The sequence below is a fragment of the Sphingomonas nostoxanthinifaciens genome (genome assembly GCF_019930585.1).
Classification (GTDB): domain Bacteria; phylum Pseudomonadota; class Alphaproteobacteria; order Sphingomonadales; family Sphingomonadaceae; genus Sphingomonas_I; species Sphingomonas_I nostoxanthinifaciens.
Genome location: NZ_CP082839.1, coordinates 1,771,416 through 1,786,776, shown reverse-complemented (window position 1 = coordinate 1,786,776; position 15,361 = coordinate 1,771,416). Strand labels below are relative to the sequence as shown.

The following is a 15,361-nucleotide window of genomic DNA, read 5'->3' as shown; positions in this document are numbered from 1 at the left end:
CGGTGAGGCAGCGGCGGAGAACAGGACGAAGCCGCCATTCGGACAGGGCTCGCCACGGCAAAGCCCGGATGACCGGGGCCAGCTGCCCATGACGAACCTACATCCACCCGCACTTCCTCCCCGGCCCTATCGGCAGCGGCGTTGACGGCGACAAGGCGGCTATATACTCAGACAACTCGCGAGAGGGCAAGCATTTGCGCTCCCCGCCGGCAGGAGAGATTGCTCGATGGCACTACCGACCACCCCCGCCAGCGGCATGGCCGCGACCGGGCAGAGCGCCTCCTATCGGCCGGCGCTCACCCTGCTCGCCAGCCTGTTCTTCATGTGGGGCTTCATCACGGTCATCAACGGGACGCTGCTGCCCCACCTGCGCAGCGTGTTCGATCTCTCCTATTTCCAGGCCGCGCTGATCGAGAGCGTGTTCTTCATCGCCTATTTCTTCGCCTCGATCCCGTCCGCCAAGATCATCGAGCGGATCGGCTATCAGAAGGCACTGGTGACCGGCCTGCTTATCATGGCGGCGGGCGCGCTGGGGATGATGCTGGCCGCGAGCATTCCGTCCTATGGCGTGACGCTTTTGATGCTGTTCGTGATCGCGAGCGGCATCACCCTGCTGCAGGTCGCGGCCAACCCCTATGTCGCGGTGATCGGCCCGGCGGAGACGGCCTCGTCGCGCCTCAACCTCGTCCAGGCGATGAACTCGGCGGGCACGATGCTGGCGCCTCTGTTCGGCGCCTATCTGATCCTCGGCCGCTCGAAGGGCGGCACGGCCAAGGCCGGCACGGTGCTGACCTCGGCCGAGCGCCTCGCCGACGCGCATTCGGTGGTCCTGCCCTACGCGCTGGTCGCGGTAGTGCTGGTGGTGCTGGCGATCATCATCGCCCGCTTCCCGCTGCCGGCGATGGGATCCGCCACCAAGCGGCTCGCCAAGGAAGAGCGGCAGCATCATTCGCTGTGGCGCCACCCGAACCTGATCTTCGGCATGGGCGCGATCTTCATCTACCTGATCGCCGAGATCGGCGTCGGCAACCTGTTCGTGAACTTCATCAGCCGCCCCGAGATCGGCAACATGACGACCGAGCAGGGCGGCCGCTACCTCACTTTGCTGTGGGGCGGCATGATGGTCGGGCGGTTCATCGGCTCGGCGTTGATGCAGAAGATCCCGGCGCAGCACGTGCTGGCCGGCTTCGCGATCGGCGCGTGCGCGACGATGCTGGTGACGGTGTTCACCAGCGGCCCGGTCGCGATGTGGTCGCTGATCCTGGTGGGCCTGTTCCACTCGATCATGTTCCCGACGATCTTCACGCTCGGCATCCGTGGCCTCGGCCCACTGACCGAGGAGGGCTCGGGCCTGCTCATCATGTCGATCGCCGGCGGCGCGCTGGTGGCAGTGCAGGGCTGGCTGGCGGATACGGTCGGCCTGCAGAACAGCTTCCTGCTGACCGCGGCGTGCGAACTCTACGTGCTGTTCTACGCGGTTTGGGGCTCGAGAGTGCGCGAATCCGCCGATACGGTCTGAGGCGCGCCTAACTCAAACGTCATGCCAGCGAAGGCTGGCATCTCCCGCGGCAGGCCGCGCGCTTGCCGCACGAGACCCCAGCGTTTGCTTGGGTGACGGGACTTGGGGAGAAGGCCTGGCCGGCGAGACCTACCCCCCCGCCAGCTTCTTCGCTGCCTCGATCAGCTCGACCGGCATCATCGCGATGATGGTGGAGTTATGCTCCACCCCGATCTCGGTCAGCGTCTGCAGGCGGCGCAGTTCCAGCGCACCGGGCGTGCCGCCGATCATCGCGGCGGCGGCGGCGAGCGTCTCGGCCGCCTCCTTCTCGCCCTCGGCCTTGATGATGCGCGCACGCTTTTCGCGGATCGCCTCGGCCTCGCGGCCGATCGCTCGCTGCATGTTCTCGGGAATGTCGAGATCTTTCATCTCGATCGAGTCGACCACGATGCCCCAATGCTCGCACGCGCGCGCCAGCATCTCCTGCAGGCGCTGGTTGATGAGCACGCGATCCTTGAGCATCCCGTCGAGGTCGCTCTGGCCGATCACGTCGCGCATCGCCGTCTCGGCCGCCTGGATCACCGCGCTCTGCCAGTTCTGGACGGTGGTGACGACGCGCACCGCCTCCTTGGCGCGAAACCACAGGACGGCATTGACCTTCACCGGCACGCCGTCGCGGGTGACGGTTTCCTGCGTCTCCAGCACGCTGGTGACGGTGCGCAGGTCGACCTTCACGACGCGGTCGACCCACGGCAGCAGCCAGTACCAGCCCGGCCCCTTGCTTTCGCCCAGCCGGCCGAGGCGGAACAGCACCGCGCGTTCATATTCCTGGTTGATGCCGAACGCCTTCAGCAGCGTCGGCAACAAAATCACCAGCAGGATCACAAGGACGATCAGGCCACCCGACAGCATCGCGCGTCTCCCGCCGGTTTGCATTGCCGGCGGATCATCCTAGGCGCTTGGCGGATGACCTACCAGATTCACATTATCGGCGGCGGCCTCGCCGGATCGGAAGCGGCATGGCAGTTGGCCGAGGCGGGAATCGCCGTACGCCTGTCGGAGATGCGCGGGATCGAGGCCACGGCCGCCCACCACACCGATGCGCTGGCCGAACTCGTCTGCTCGAACAGCTTCCGCTCGGATGACGAGCATAATGCGGTCGGGCTGCTCCACGCCGAGATGCGCGCGCTGGGCTCGCTGATCCTGATGCAGGCCGACGCGCACCGCGTGCCGGCGGGATCGGCGCTGGCGGTCGACCGCGACGGCTTCGCCGAGGGCGTGACGCAGGCGATCGCGAACCATCCCAGGATCGAGCTGGTGCGCGAGCGGGTCGACCACCTGCCCGACGGCCCGACGATCATCGCGACCGGCCCGCTGACGGCAGCCCCCTTGGCCGAGGCGATCCGCGCCGAGACGGGCGAGGATGCGCTCGCTTTCTTCGATGCGATCGCACCGATCGTCCATCGCGACAGCATCGACATGGAGACCGCATGGTTCCAGTCGCGCTGGAACAAGGGCGACGGCCACGATTACATCAACTGCGCGATGAACAAGGACGAATATCTCGCCTTCCACGCCGCTTTGCTCGCAGGCGAGAAAGGCGAATTCCGCGAATGGGAGAAGGATACGCCCTATTTCGAGGGCTGCATGCCGATCGAGGTGATGGCCGAGCGCGGGGTCGATACCTTGCGCTACGGCCCGATGAAGCCAGTCGGCCTTGATGATCCGCGCACTGGGCGCTGGCCCTATGCGGTGGTGCAGCTGCGCCAGGACAATGCGCTGGGCACGTTGTGGAACATCGTCGGCTTCCAGACCAAGCTGAAGCATGCCGAGCAGGTACGCGTGTTCCGCACGATTCCCGGCCTGCAGAATGCCGAGTTTGCGCGGCTGGGCGGGCTGCACCGCAACACCTTCATCCAGAGCCCCAAGCTGCTCGACGGCGAATTGCGGCTGCGCGCGCGCTCGCACGTGCGCTTCGCCGGGCAGATCACCGGCTGCGAAGGCTATGTCGAGAGCGCCGCGATCGGCCTGCTCGCCGGGCGCTTCGCCGCGGCCGAGCTGCTGGGCGGCACGCTCGCGCCGCCGCCGGCCGAGACAGCGCTCGGCGCGCTGCTGGGTCACATCACCGGTGGCGCCACGGCCGAGACCTACCAGCCGATGAACGTCAATTTCGGCCTGTTCCCGCCGCTCGCTGAGCGCTCGAAGAAGGCTGATCGCAAGGGCTTGATGGCGGCGCGGGCGCGAACCGCGCTGACGGCGTGGACCGAGGGCGATCGGTCTGTCGCAAGTGCGAACGGCTCCATTGCCGAGGCCGCGACGCCCCGCTAGGCGACGGCTGATGCGCCCGGCGGCCGACCAGCAATCGTCCTACCTGACCGAGGCGTCGCCGCGACGCCGCGCGATCGGGCTTATCTTCGCGGTGATCGCCAATCTGGCGTTGCTGCTGTTGCTGCTGACGCTGTCGCCCTCGCAGATCTTCCGCCGGCCGCCCGGCGGGGTGCGCACGATCACCTACGCGCTGCCCAACGCCAAGCAGCAGAGCTCCGCCGCGCGTTCGGCGTCGGTGTCGAAGCCGCACGTCGTCCACGAGAGCCGGCCGCCCGTGACGCCGCCGCCGATCAAGCCGCCCGTCATCCCCCTGCCCCAGCAGCCGGCGCAGCTGACCGGCTTGCTGCCGATGACCAAGGAAGAGATCGCACAGGCCGACATCTCCAAGCTGCCCAACCATTCCGACGAGCGCGCCGGCGGCAGCAACGGCGCCGCCACCGGCGCGACCGGCGAATCCGACACGAGCTATACGACCGGCCCCGGCGGCGAGAAGCTGTACGCGGTGGAATGGTATCGTGAGCCGACCGACGCCGAACTGCACACCTACATGCCGCGCGCCTCACCCGGATCGTGGGGCGAGATCATGTGCCAGACGATCGAGCGCTTCCACGTCGACAATTGTCGCGAGCTGGCGGATTCGCCCCCCGGATCGGGGCTCGCCCGCGGCATGCGCGAGGCGGCGTTCCAGTTCCTGGTGCGCCCGCCGCGCATCGGCGGCCACATCCTGCTCGGCACCTGGGTGCGGATCCGCATCACCTTCGCCGATCACCCGCGCGAACAGAACTGAGGGCGTTCCTAGCGAGTTCGTCACGCCCGCTTTCGCCACCCTTGGCTCCTGCGCAAGCGGGAGCCTCGGCGCGGCGAGCATTGCGTTCCAGAGCCTTAGGCTCCTGCCTGCGCAGGAGCACGGCGTGGCTAGACGAGGAAGACGTCGCCCGCCCGCACCTCTTCTAGACTACCATCCGCGAGAACCAGACGCAGGGCGCCATCCGCGGAAAGCCCACCAAACGCGCCCTCTACCGTCCCCGCCGCGGTCGCAGCGCGGAGTGGCGTGCCCAGCGGATGCGCGCGCTCCAACCACGCCGCACGTACCGACGCGAACCCCTCCCCACGCCAGCGCGCCACCCAGCGCGCGAGCGCGTCACGCAGCCTCGTGGCGAAGTCGTCGGGCGGCGGCGCTGTCCCCGACAGCGCAAGCAGGCTGGTCACCGGTCGGTCGAGCCCCTCGGGATGGTGGGCGAGGTTGACCCCAAAACCGATCACCAGCGCATCGCCGGTCCGCTCGACGAGAATACCGGCCAGCTTCGCGCCATCCGCGGTCAGGTCGTTGGGCCATTTGAGCCTGATCGCCCCACCATCGGCAAAGGTGCTCGCAGCGTCGTGCAGCGCCACGCCCGCAACCAGCGCCAGCTCCGGCGCCGGCGGATCGGCCATGCCCAGCCGGACGATCGTGCTGGCGTAGAGATTGCCCGGCGGCGACTGCCACACCCGCCCGAGCCGACCGCGCCCGCCGCTCTGCCGCTCGGCCCGAAGCCACGTGCCCTCGAGCGCACCCGCCGCCGCTGCCTCCAGCAGGTCGGCATTGGTCGAGCCGGTCTCGGCGACGACCGCGATCGTCACACGGGCCTCCGGCCCGGCGTCATCGTCAGAACAGCGCGCTCGCCGCCGCCAGGGACGCCGCACCCAAGAACGGGATGGCGAGGTAGCCGAGCGGCGAGATCGCCGCCACCGCCAGCACGATCAGCCCGCTCTCGACCTTGCCCTCGGCCGGCGCGAACGCCGGGGCGGGATCGTCGAAATACATCCGCTTGACGATGCTGAGATAGTAGAAGGCGCCGATCACCGAGGTGGTGATGCCGATCGCCGCCAGCGGCCACATGCCGAACCGGACCAAAGCATCGAACACCACGAACTTGGGCCAGAAGCCGAAGAGCGGCGGGATGCCGGCGAGGCTGAACATGAACATCGCCAGCGCCGCCGCCAGCGCCGGGCGCGTGCGCGACAGGCCGGAGAGCGCGGCGATATCCTCGACCGGGTGGCCGTCGGCATTGCGCATCCGCATCACGCACAGGAACGAGCCCAAGGTCATGATGACGTAGACCGTCATGTAGGTCAGCACCGAGGCGACGCCCTCGCGCGTCCCCGGGATCAAGCCCATCAGCGCGAAGCCGACATTGTTGATCGAGGAGTAAGCCAGCAGCCGCTTCATATTCTTCTGGCCGATCGCCGCGACGCCGCCGAGGATGGTCGAGGCGAGCGCGCAGAACACCATCACCTGACGCCACGCGTCGCTCGCCGGCCCAAGCGCCTCGACACCGACGCGCACCAGCAAGGCCATCGCCGCCACCTTGGGTGCCGACGCGAAGAAGGCGGTGACCGGGGTCGGCGCGCCTTCGTACACGTCGGGCGTCCACATGTGGAACGGCACCGCCGCGATCTTGAAGATGAGCCCGGCCAGCGTGAAGACGAGGCCGAACAGCAGGCCCATGCCGAGCCCGTTGGCGGCGATACCCGCGCTGATGCCGTCGAACTGGGTCGTACCCGAAAAGCCGTAGAGCAAGGCGATGCCGTAGAGCAGGATACCGCTCGCGAGCGCGCCGAGGATGAAATATTTCAGCCCCGCCTCGGCCGAGCGCAGATCGCGCCGCATGAAGCTCGCCAGCACATAGGCCGCGAGGCTCTGCAGCTCGAGCCCAACATAGAGGGTGAGCAGGTCGGCCGCCGACACCATCATGCCCATGCCGACCGAGGACAGCAGGATCAGAATGGGATATTCGGCACGCAACACGCCGCCGCGCTCGAACCAGCGCGGCGCGGCGATGATCGAGACCGCCGCGGCCGCATCGATCAACACCTTGGCGAATGCGGCGAAGCTATCGGCGCGATAGAGGCCGTCGAACGCCACGCCGGCATGGCCCGCGGGGCCCAACAGCGAGAATGCCGACAGCGCCAGCAACGCGACCGACGCCCAGCTGATCGCCTTGGTCGCGCCGTCACCGGCCCAAGCGGCGACCAGCAGCAGCAGCAGCGCGCCGACCGAGAGGATCAGTTCGGGCATCGTCGCCCAGAGCGAGCCGCTCATCGGCCGGCCTCCGTCGAAGCGGCAAACGTCACCGGCTTGCCATTCTTCGCCAGTCGGCTGTCGCCGCCCGGCCATGCACGATCGACCCGCGCCAGCACGACGCCTACATCCTTGCGCATCGGCGCCATGAAGCTCTCCGGATAGACGCCCATCCACAATACTGCGAGCGCGACCGGGATCAGAATCACCAGCTCGCGCGCCGACAGGTCGGTCATCGCCGCCACGTCGGGCTTGTCGAGCGGACCCTGCACCACGCGACGGTAGAGATAGAGCATGTAGGCCGCGCCGAGGATGATGCCGGTCGTCGCGACGAACGCCGCCCAAGTCGATGCGCCGTAAATGCCCATCATGCTCAGGAACTCGCCGACGAAGTTCGACGTGCCGGGCAGGCCGACCGACGCCATCGTGAACAGCATGAAGAACAGAGCGTAGCGCGGCATGTTGTTGGCGAGCCCGCCGTAGCGCGCAATCTCGCGGGTGTGCAGGCGATCATAGACCACGCCGACGCACAGGAAGAGCGCGCCCGAGACGAGGCCGTGGCCGAGCATCACCATCAGGCCGCCCTCGATCCCCTGCCGGTTGAAGGCGAACAGGCCGAACGTGACGAACGCCATGTGCGCGACCGACGAATAAGCGATCAGCTTCTTCATGTCGTGCTGCACCAGCGCGACGAGGCTGGTGTAGACGATCGCGATGCCCGACAGCATGGCGACCAGCCAGAACAGCTGCGCCGACGCCTCGGGGAACATCGGCAGCGAGAAACGGATGAAGCCGTAGCCGCCCATCTTCAGCAGCACGCCCGCCAGGATCACCGATCCCGCCGTCGGCGCCTGCACGTGCGCATCGGGCAGCCAGGTGTGGACCGGCCACATCGGCATCTTCACCGCGAAGCTGGCGAAGAAAGCGAGGAACAGCCACGTCTGCGCACGCACCGGGAAATCGGTCAGCATCAGCACGGGGATGCTGGTCGAATTGGCAAAGTTCGCCATCCACAGCATCGCGATCAGCATCAGCAGCGAGCCGAGCAATGTGTAGAGGAAGAATTTGTAGCTCGCGTAGATGCGGTCCTGCCCACCCCAGATGCCGATCAGCAGATACATCGGGATCAGGCCGGCTTCGAAGAAGATGTAAAACAGGAACAGATCCTGCGCCATGAACACGCCGAGCATCAGCGTCTCGATCAGCAGCAGCGCCGCCATATATTCGGGAACGCGCTTCTCGATCGATTTCCAGCTCGCCAGGATGCAGAGCGGCATCAGGAACACCGACAGCTCGATCAGCATCAGCGCGATGCCGTCGATGCCCAGCGCCCAGGCAAAGCGCCCGAACAGCGGCACATTCTCGACGAACTGCCACTGGTCGCCGCCGACCTGGTAACCGAGCCACAGCACGATCCCCAGCGCGAAATCGAGCAGGGTCGCGGCGAGCGCGATCCAGCGCGCCGCCTTGGCGTCGGCGAACAGGCAGGCGATCGCCGCAAAGGTCGGGATCGCGATGAGCAAAGTGAGGATGGGGAAGCCGAGCTGGTTCATATCTTCAATTCTTCGTCATCCCGGCGCAGGCCGGGATCAAGGTTGCGATGAACCCTCGGATCGAGAGCGAGTCTCCGTCTTGGATCTCGACCTTCGCCGGGATGACGGCAGAGTAAAGCGCGCGTCCGATCATACCGCCATGGCCCAGGTGGCGGCGGCAGCCAGGCCGAGCAGCATCACCAACGCATAGGTGTAGACATAACCCGACTGGAGCCGGTGGCTGATGCGGCTGCCGAACTCGACCACCGCCGCGGCACCGTTCGGCCCGAAGCGGTCGATCGTCCCCTGATCGCCCTTGGTCCACAGGAAGCGGCCAAGCGCAAAGGCCGGGCGGACGAACAGGATGTCGTAGAGCTCGTCGAAATACCACTTGTTCAACAGGAACTTGTACAGTCCGTTGAAGGTCGCGGCGAAACGCGCCGGGACGGTGCGATCCAGCATGTAAGCCCACAAGGCGATCACGAAGCCCGCCAGCATCACGAACGTCGCCGCCATCTTGGCGAGGAACGGCACATGCTCGACCGCCTCCATGAACTCGGCGTTGAAGACGAGGCTGCCGCGCCAGAAGGCCGAGCCGCCCGCGCCGATGAACGGGGTCGCGAAGACGAAGCCGGCGAACACCGCGCCGATGCTGAGCACGATCAGCGGGATCAGCATGACCAGCGGGCTTTCGTGCGGGTGATAGCCCGCAGTGCCCTTCGGCATGTCCTCGGCACCGCGCGTATCGACGGCAGGCTCCGATCCGGCGCCCTCGTCCGGCGCGTCGTGCGCGTGAGCGACGGCGTGCGTGTCCGCGTGATCGTGCGCGGCATGATCGTGATCATGTGCGTGGCCGTGATCGTGCGCGTGGTCATGGTCGTGACCATGCGCGTCGTGCACCGCATGCTGGATATGCTCCGAACCCGCCCAGCGCGGCTGGCCAAAGAAGGTCAGGAACACCAGGCGCCACGAATAGAAGCTGGTCAGCAATGCCGCCGTCACGCCGACGATGAAGGCGATGCCGCCGGCAGTGGTGCCGCGCGCGTAAGCCGCCTCGATGATCGCGTCCTTCGAATAGAAGCCCGCAAAGCCGAACAGATCCTCGATGCCGACGCCGGTGATCGCGAGCGTGCCCGCCATCATCGCGAAGAAGGTGATCGGGATCGATTTCCGCAGGCCGCCATAGAAGCGCATGTCCTGCTCGTGGTGCATCGCGTGGATCACCGAGCCCGCACCGAGGAACAGCAGCGCCTTGAAGAAAGCGTGCGTGAACAGGTGGAACATCGCCGCGCCATAGGCGCCGACGCCGGCGGCGAAGAACATGTAGCCGAGCTGCGAACAGGTCGAATAGGCGATCACGCGCTTGATGTCGGTCTGCACCGTGCCGACCGTCGCCGCGAACAGGCAGGTCGCGGCGCCGACATAGGTGACCACGGTCAGCGCGGTCGGGCTCATCTCGAACATCGGCGACAGGCGGCACACCATGAACACGCCCGCCGTGACCATCGTCGCGGCGTGGATCAGCGCGGAGACCGGGGTCGGGCCTTCCATCGCGTCCGGCAGCCAGACGTGCAGACCGAGCTGCGCCGACTTGCCCATCGCACCGATGAACAGCAGCAGGCAGAGCAGGGTCATCGTGTCGACGCGGCAGCCGAGGAAGCCGATCGTCGTCCCCGCCATCTGCGGCGCCATGCCGAGGATGGTCGGGATCGAGACGGTGCCGAACACGAGGAAGGTGCCGAAGATGCCGAGCGAGAAGCCGAAATCGCCGACGCGATTGACCACGAACGCCTTGATCGCCGCCTTCTGCGCCGACGGCTTCTCATACCAGAAGCCGATCAGCAGGTAGGAGGCGAGGCCGACGCCTTCCCAGCCGAAGAACATCTGGATCAGGCTGTCGCTGGTCACCAGCATCAGCATCGCGAAGGTGAACAGCGAAAGGTAAGCGAAGAAGCGCGGCTGCGACGGATCCTCCGCCATATAGCCCCAGCTGTAGAGGTGGACGAGCGCCGAGACGCTCGTCACCACCACCAGCATCACCGCGGTGAGCGTGTCGACGCGCAGCGCCCAGTCGACCTGCAAATTGCCCGAGGCGATGAACTTCAGAACGTGCGCGACATAAGGCTGCGACGTGCCCGCGAGATAGCCGGGGAAGATCGTCCAGGCGATGCCGCACGATACGAACAGCGCGCCGGTGGTGACGATCTTGGCCGGCACGTTGCCGATCGCGCGATTGCCCAGGCCGGCGATGATCGCGGCGAGCAGCGGCAGGAAGACGAGGAGCGTGATCATTGGAGGCGGATCACCCCTTCATCCGGTTGACGTCGTCGACCGCGATGGTGCCGCGGCCACGGAAATAGATGACGAGGATGGCAAGGCCGATCGCGGCCTCGCCCGCCGCGACGGTCAGCACGAACATCGCGAACACCTGTCCGACCAGATCGTGCAGATAGGCCGAGAAGGCGACGAGGTTGATGTTCACGCTCAACAGGATGAGCTCGATCGCCATCAGGATGATGATCAGGTTCTTCCGGTTGATGAAGATGCCGAACACGCCCGTCACAAACAGGATCGCGGAAACGGCGAGGAAATGGTTCAGACCGATCACAGCTCGACCCCCTGGCCGATCGTCGGCCGCACGTTGCGGGTGGCATCCTGCGGGCGCCGGCGATTCTGGTCGGAGATGCGCTGGTGGCGGACGTCGCCGCGCTTGCGGTGCGTCAGCACGATCGCGCCGATCAGCGCGACCAGCAGCACCAGGCCCGCGCCCTCGAAGATGTAGAGGTAGCGCGTGTAGATGAGGATGCCGAGCGCCTGGATGTTGGGGACGCTCGCCGCGTCGGGCGTCGGCGCGATACGCGCCAGCTCGATCCCGCCGGCATTCCATGCACTCGTCGCGAAGATGATCTCGCCCGCCAGCAGCGCGACCAGCGCCAGGCCGAGCGGCAGGTAGCGCGCGAAGCCCGAGCGTAGTTCGGCGAAGTCGATGTCGAGCATCATCACAACGAACAGGAACAGCACCGCGACCGCACCGACATAGACGATGACGAGCAGCATCGCGATGAACTCGGCGCCGACCAAGACCATCAGCCCCGCCGCGTTGAAGAAGGCGAGGATCAGCCACATGACCGAATGAACGGGATTGCGCCCTGTCACGCACAATATGCCCGACAGTACGGTCACCGCCGCGAACAGGTAGAAGGCTAGGATCTGGATCACGGCTGGATTGGTGCCCCCAGGGATTCGGTGCGCGGCTTAACGGTAGGGTGCATCGGCGGCAAGGTTCTGGGCGATCGCCCGTTCCCACCGGTCGCCGTTGGCGATGAGCTTGGCCTTGTCGTAGATCAGCTCCTCGCGCGTCTCGGTCGAATATTCGAAGTTCGGGCCTTCGACGATCGCGTCGACCGGGCACGCTTCCTGGCAGAAGCCGCAGAAGATGCACTTGGTCATGTCGATGTCGTAGCGCGTCGTGCGGCGGCTGCCGTCGTCGCGCGGCTCGGCTTCGATCGTGATCGCCTGCGCGGGGCACACGGCCTCGCACAATTTGCACGCGATGCAGCGTTCCTCGCCGTTCGGATAGCGACGCAGCGCATGCTCGCCGCGGAAGCGGGGCGAGAGCGGGTTCTTCTCGAACGGATAGTTGATCGTCGCCTTCTTCTTGAAGAAGTAGCGCAGCGTCTTGGCGTGCGCCTTCACGAACTCCCAGAGGGTGAACGACTTGACGTAATATGCGAGGCTCATCGTCCTCAGACTCCGTAACGGGTCAGCATGAGATAGCCCGACACCAGGAACACCCAGAATAGCGACATCGGCAGGAAGATCTTCCAGCCCAGCCGCATCAGCTGGTCGTAACGGTAGCGCGGCACCGTCGCCTTCACCCACGAGAAGACGAAGAAGCCGAACAGGATCTTGGCGAACAGCCAGATGATCCCCGGCACATGGTAGAGGAACGGGATGTCGAGCGGCGGCAGCCACCCGCCCCAGAAGAGCGTGGCGTTGAGCGCGCACATCAGCAGTACGTTGCCATATTCGCCGAGCCAGAAGAGCGCGAAGCTCATCGACGAATATTCGGTCTGGTAACCGGCGACGATCTCGCTCTCCGCCTCGGTCAGGTCGAACGGGGCGCGCTGCGTCTCCGCCATCGACGAGATCAGGAACACCACCGCCATCGGAAACAGCAGCGGGTTGAACGCGTAGAAGTTGATGAAGTGGAAGATGTGCCCGCGCTGCGCGTTGACGATCGCCGACAGGTTGAAGCTGCCGGTCCACAGCACGACCGAGATCAGCACGAAGCCGATCGACACTTCATAGCTCACCATCTGCGCCGCGGCGCGGATGGCGGAGTAGAAGGGATATTTCGAGTTGGACGCCCAGCCCGACAGGATCACGCCGTAGACGCCCATCGAGCTGATCGCGAGCAGGTAAAGCAGGCCGACATTGATGTTGGCCAGCACCATGTTCGGGCCGAACGGGATCACCGCCCACGCCGCGAGCGCCACCGTGAAGGTGATGATCGGCGCGATCAGGAACAGGCCGCGATTGGCGGCGGCCGGCACGATCGTTTCCTGCAGGAACACCTTCAGGCCGTCGGCGAAGCTCTGCAGCAGGCCGAACGGGCCGACCACATTGGGGCCGCGGCGCAGCGCCATCGCCGCCCAGATCTTGCGATCGGCATAGATGATCATCGCCACCGCCAGCATCAGCGGCAGCGCAATCAGCAGGATGCAGATCAGGGTCGCGACGAACCAGCCGAAGCCGAAGCCGATATGCGATTGGAAGAAAGCGGTCATGCGCGCAGGGCCTTAAAGCCCTCTCCCTTGAGGGAGAGGGTTGGGTGAGGGTGAACCACGCCGAAGTCGATCACACCCCATGCGCCGTCGCCGCCCCTCATCCCAGCCTTCTCCCCACGGGGGAGAAGGAGCAGGTTGCCAGCAACCATCACTCCGCCGCCTCCGCAAAATCCTGCCCGTGCAGCAGCTCGGCCGAGCAGCGCTGCATCGTGTCGCTCGCGCGCGCAATCGCGTTGGTCAGATAGAAATCCTTGATCGGATAGCCGATCTCGCCCGCGGCGGCGCGATCGAGCGCCGGAACCGACCAGTCGTAGCGCGCAAGCTCGCCGGTCTTGCCGAGATCGGGCACCTCGGCGATCATCTTGGCGCGCAGCGCGTCGATCGTATCGAACGGCAAAGTCACGCCGAGGACATCGGAAAGCGCCCGGAAGATCGCCCAATCCTCGCGCGCGTCGCCCGGCGGGAAGACCGCGCGGTCACCACGCTGCACGCGGCCCTCGAGATTGACGTAGGTGCCGCTCTTCTCGGCATAGGAGGCCGCCGGCAGGATCACGTCGGCCTGCGCCGCGCCGCGATCGCCATGATGGCCGACATAGACCTTGAACGCACCGGCGAAGCGATCCTCGGCCACCTCGTCGGCGCCAAGCAGGAAGACGAGTTTCGGCGCCTTTGCCGCCAGCGCGGCGATGCCGCCGTCATGCGCATAGCCGAGCATCAGCCCGCCCATGCGGCTCGCCGCCATGTGGAGCACGTTATAGCCGTTCCAGCCGTCGCGGATCAGGCCGAGCGTCTCGACCAGGCCGAGCGATGCGCCCTGCCCCTTGTTGAGCGCACCGCCGCCGACGATCACCGCCGGCACCTTCGCGTCGGCAAACGCCTTGGTCACCGCCTCGGGAAGCGCACCGATAAGGTTGAGATCGTTGCCGAGCCATTCGACCGGATAGGTCAGATCGATCTCAGGGCCGATCGCCCACACCTTGGCGCCGCGCTTCACCGCCTTGCGGATACGCGTGTTGACGAGCGGCGCTTCCCAGCGGACGTTCGAGCCCACCAGCAGGATCGCATCCGCCAGCTCGATGCCGGCGATGGTCGAGTTGAAGTTGACCGCGCCGATGCTCGACGTGTCGTAGGCGAGCCCGGTCTGGCGCCCCTCGATCAGGTCCGACCCCAACGACCGCAGCAGCGCCTTGGCGGCGTACATCGTCTCGCAATCGACCAGATCGCCGGCGATCGCCGCGACGCTCGCGCCGGCATTGACCGCCTTGATCGCATCGAACGCCTCGGCCCAGCTCGCGGCGACGAGCTTGCCGTCCTTGCGGACATAGGGCCGGTCGAGCCGACGCCGGACGAGCCCGTCGACCGCGTGGCGCGTCTTGTCCGACGCCCACTCCTCGTTCACGTCCTCGTTGACGCGCGGCAATGCACGCAACACCTGCCGGCCGCGGCTGTCGAGGCGGATGTTGGTGCCGACCGCGTCCATCACGTCGATCGCGAAGGTCTTCTTCAGCTCCCACGGCCGCGCTTCGAACGCATAGGGCTTCGAGGTCAGCGCGCCGACCGGGCAGAGATCGACCACGTTGCCCGACAGTTCGGACGTGATCGCCTTCTCCAGATAAGAGGTGATCTGCATATTCTCGCCGCGATAGAGCGCGCCGATCTCCTCGACGCCGGCGACTTCCTCGGCGAAGCGCACGCAGCGCGTGCACTGGATGCAGCGGGTCATGACCGTCTTGACGATCGGGCCCATATATTTCTCGGTCACGGCTCGCTTGTTCTCGCCGAAGCGCGAGAAGCCGCGCCCGTAGGCGAGCGACTGATCCTGCAGGTCGCACTCGCCGCCCTGGTCGCAGATCGGGCAATCGAGCGGGTGGTTGATGAGCAGGAACTCCATCACCCCCTCGCGCGCCTTCTTCACCATTGGCGTGTCGGTGCGGATTTCCTGATTGTCGGCGGCGGGCAGCGCGCACGAAGCCTGCGGCTTCGGCGGCCCGGGCTTCACCTCGACCAGGCACATGCGGCAATTGCCGGCGATCGACAGCCGCTCGTGATAACAGAAGCGCGGGATCTCCTTGCCGGCGGCTTCGCACGCCTGCAGCACGGTCGCGCCCGCGGGCACCTCGACCTCGATCCCATCGACGGTAAGTTTAGGCAT

The 15,361-nt window shown here is 66.3% G+C and carries 13 protein-coding genes; 3 read left to right on the top strand and 10 right to left on the bottom strand.

Annotation, left to right across the window (positions count from 1 at the left end; genetic code table 11):
- The first annotated feature begins 226 nt into the window (after positions 1–226).
- Positions 227–1,519: a sugar MFS transporter gene (locus K8P63_RS08595; RefSeq protein ID WP_398288717.1), complete on the top strand. Its 1,293-nt coding sequence runs from the start codon at positions 227–229 to the stop codon at positions 1,517–1,519.
- Between the two features lie 129 nt (positions 1,520–1,648).
- Here K8P63_RS08595 and K8P63_RS08590 read toward each other — a convergent pair whose 3' ends face one another.
- A complete protein-coding gene (locus K8P63_RS08590; RefSeq protein WP_223799390.1) occupies positions 1,649–2,410 on the bottom strand; it encodes an SPFH domain-containing protein in 762 nt (253 codons plus the stop codon).
- A 54-nt stretch (positions 2,411–2,464) separates the two neighbouring features.
- Here K8P63_RS08590 and trmFO point away from each other — a divergent pair, with 54 nt between their 5' ends.
- Together trmFO and K8P63_RS08580 are read left to right on the top strand one after the other, a co-directional pair.
- Positions 2,465–3,826, top strand: a complete 1,362-nt coding sequence (trmFO, locus tag K8P63_RS08585) for a methylenetetrahydrofolate--tRNA-(uracil(54)-C(5))-methyltransferase (FADH(2)-oxidizing) TrmFO (protein WP_223799389.1) — start codon at positions 2,465–2,467, stop codon at positions 3,824–3,826.
- A gap of 10 nt (positions 3,827–3,836) precedes the next feature.
- Positions 3,837–4,613 (top strand): hypothetical protein, encoded by a 777-nt coding sequence (locus K8P63_RS08580; RefSeq protein WP_223799388.1) that lies wholly within the window; start codon positions 3,837–3,839, stop codon positions 4,611–4,613.
- Positions 4,614–4,741: 128 nt separating this feature from the next.
- Here the strand turns inward: K8P63_RS08580 and K8P63_RS08575 are convergent, their stop codons facing one another.
- From K8P63_RS08575 to nuoG, 9 genes are all read right to left on the bottom strand, one after another.
- Entirely contained in the window at positions 4,742–5,446 is a 705-nt protein-coding gene (locus tag K8P63_RS08575; protein WP_398288714.1) for a biotin--[acetyl-CoA-carboxylase] ligase, read from the bottom strand.
- 25 nt (positions 5,447–5,471) lie between these two features.
- The gene (gene nuoN, locus K8P63_RS08570; protein WP_223799387.1) at positions 5,472–6,908 is read right to left on the bottom strand and encodes an NADH-quinone oxidoreductase subunit NuoN; all 1,437 of its coding nucleotides are present in this window, start codon (positions 6,906–6,908) and stop codon (positions 5,472–5,474) included.
- Positions 6,905–8,440, bottom strand: coding sequence for an NADH-quinone oxidoreductase subunit M (locus K8P63_RS08565; protein WP_223799386.1), 1,536 nt, complete (start codon positions 8,438–8,440; stop codon positions 6,905–6,907). The genes nuoN and K8P63_RS08565 overlap by 4 nt, the downstream gene beginning before the upstream one ends.
- A gap of 129 nt (positions 8,441–8,569) precedes the next feature.
- A complete protein-coding gene (gene nuoL / locus K8P63_RS08560; RefSeq protein WP_223799385.1) occupies positions 8,570–10,711 on the bottom strand; it encodes an NADH-quinone oxidoreductase subunit L in 2,142 nt (713 codons plus the stop codon).
- Between the two features lie 10 nt (positions 10,712–10,721).
- Complete coding sequence (gene nuoK / locus K8P63_RS08555; protein WP_223799384.1) at positions 10,722–11,027, bottom strand: NADH-quinone oxidoreductase subunit NuoK; 306 nt, start codon at positions 11,025–11,027, stop codon at positions 10,722–10,724.
- Positions 11,024–11,638, bottom strand: a complete 615-nt coding sequence (locus tag K8P63_RS08550; protein ID WP_223799383.1) for an NADH-quinone oxidoreductase subunit J — start codon at positions 11,636–11,638, stop codon at positions 11,024–11,026. The genes nuoK and K8P63_RS08550 overlap by 4 nt, the downstream gene beginning before the upstream one ends.
- A 36-nt stretch (positions 11,639–11,674) precedes the next feature.
- Complete coding sequence (nuoI, locus tag K8P63_RS08545; protein ID WP_223799382.1) at positions 11,675–12,160, bottom strand: NADH-quinone oxidoreductase subunit NuoI; 486 nt, start codon at positions 12,158–12,160, stop codon at positions 11,675–11,677.
- A gap of 5 nt (positions 12,161–12,165) precedes the next feature.
- Positions 12,166–13,209, bottom strand: coding sequence for an NADH-quinone oxidoreductase subunit NuoH (gene nuoH / locus K8P63_RS08540; RefSeq protein ID WP_223799381.1), 1,044 nt, complete (start codon positions 13,207–13,209; stop codon positions 12,166–12,168).
- 148 nt (positions 13,210–13,357) lie between these two features.
- Complete coding sequence (nuoG, locus tag K8P63_RS08535; RefSeq protein ID WP_223799380.1) at positions 13,358–15,361, bottom strand: NADH-quinone oxidoreductase subunit NuoG; 2,004 nt, start codon at positions 15,359–15,361, stop codon at positions 13,358–13,360.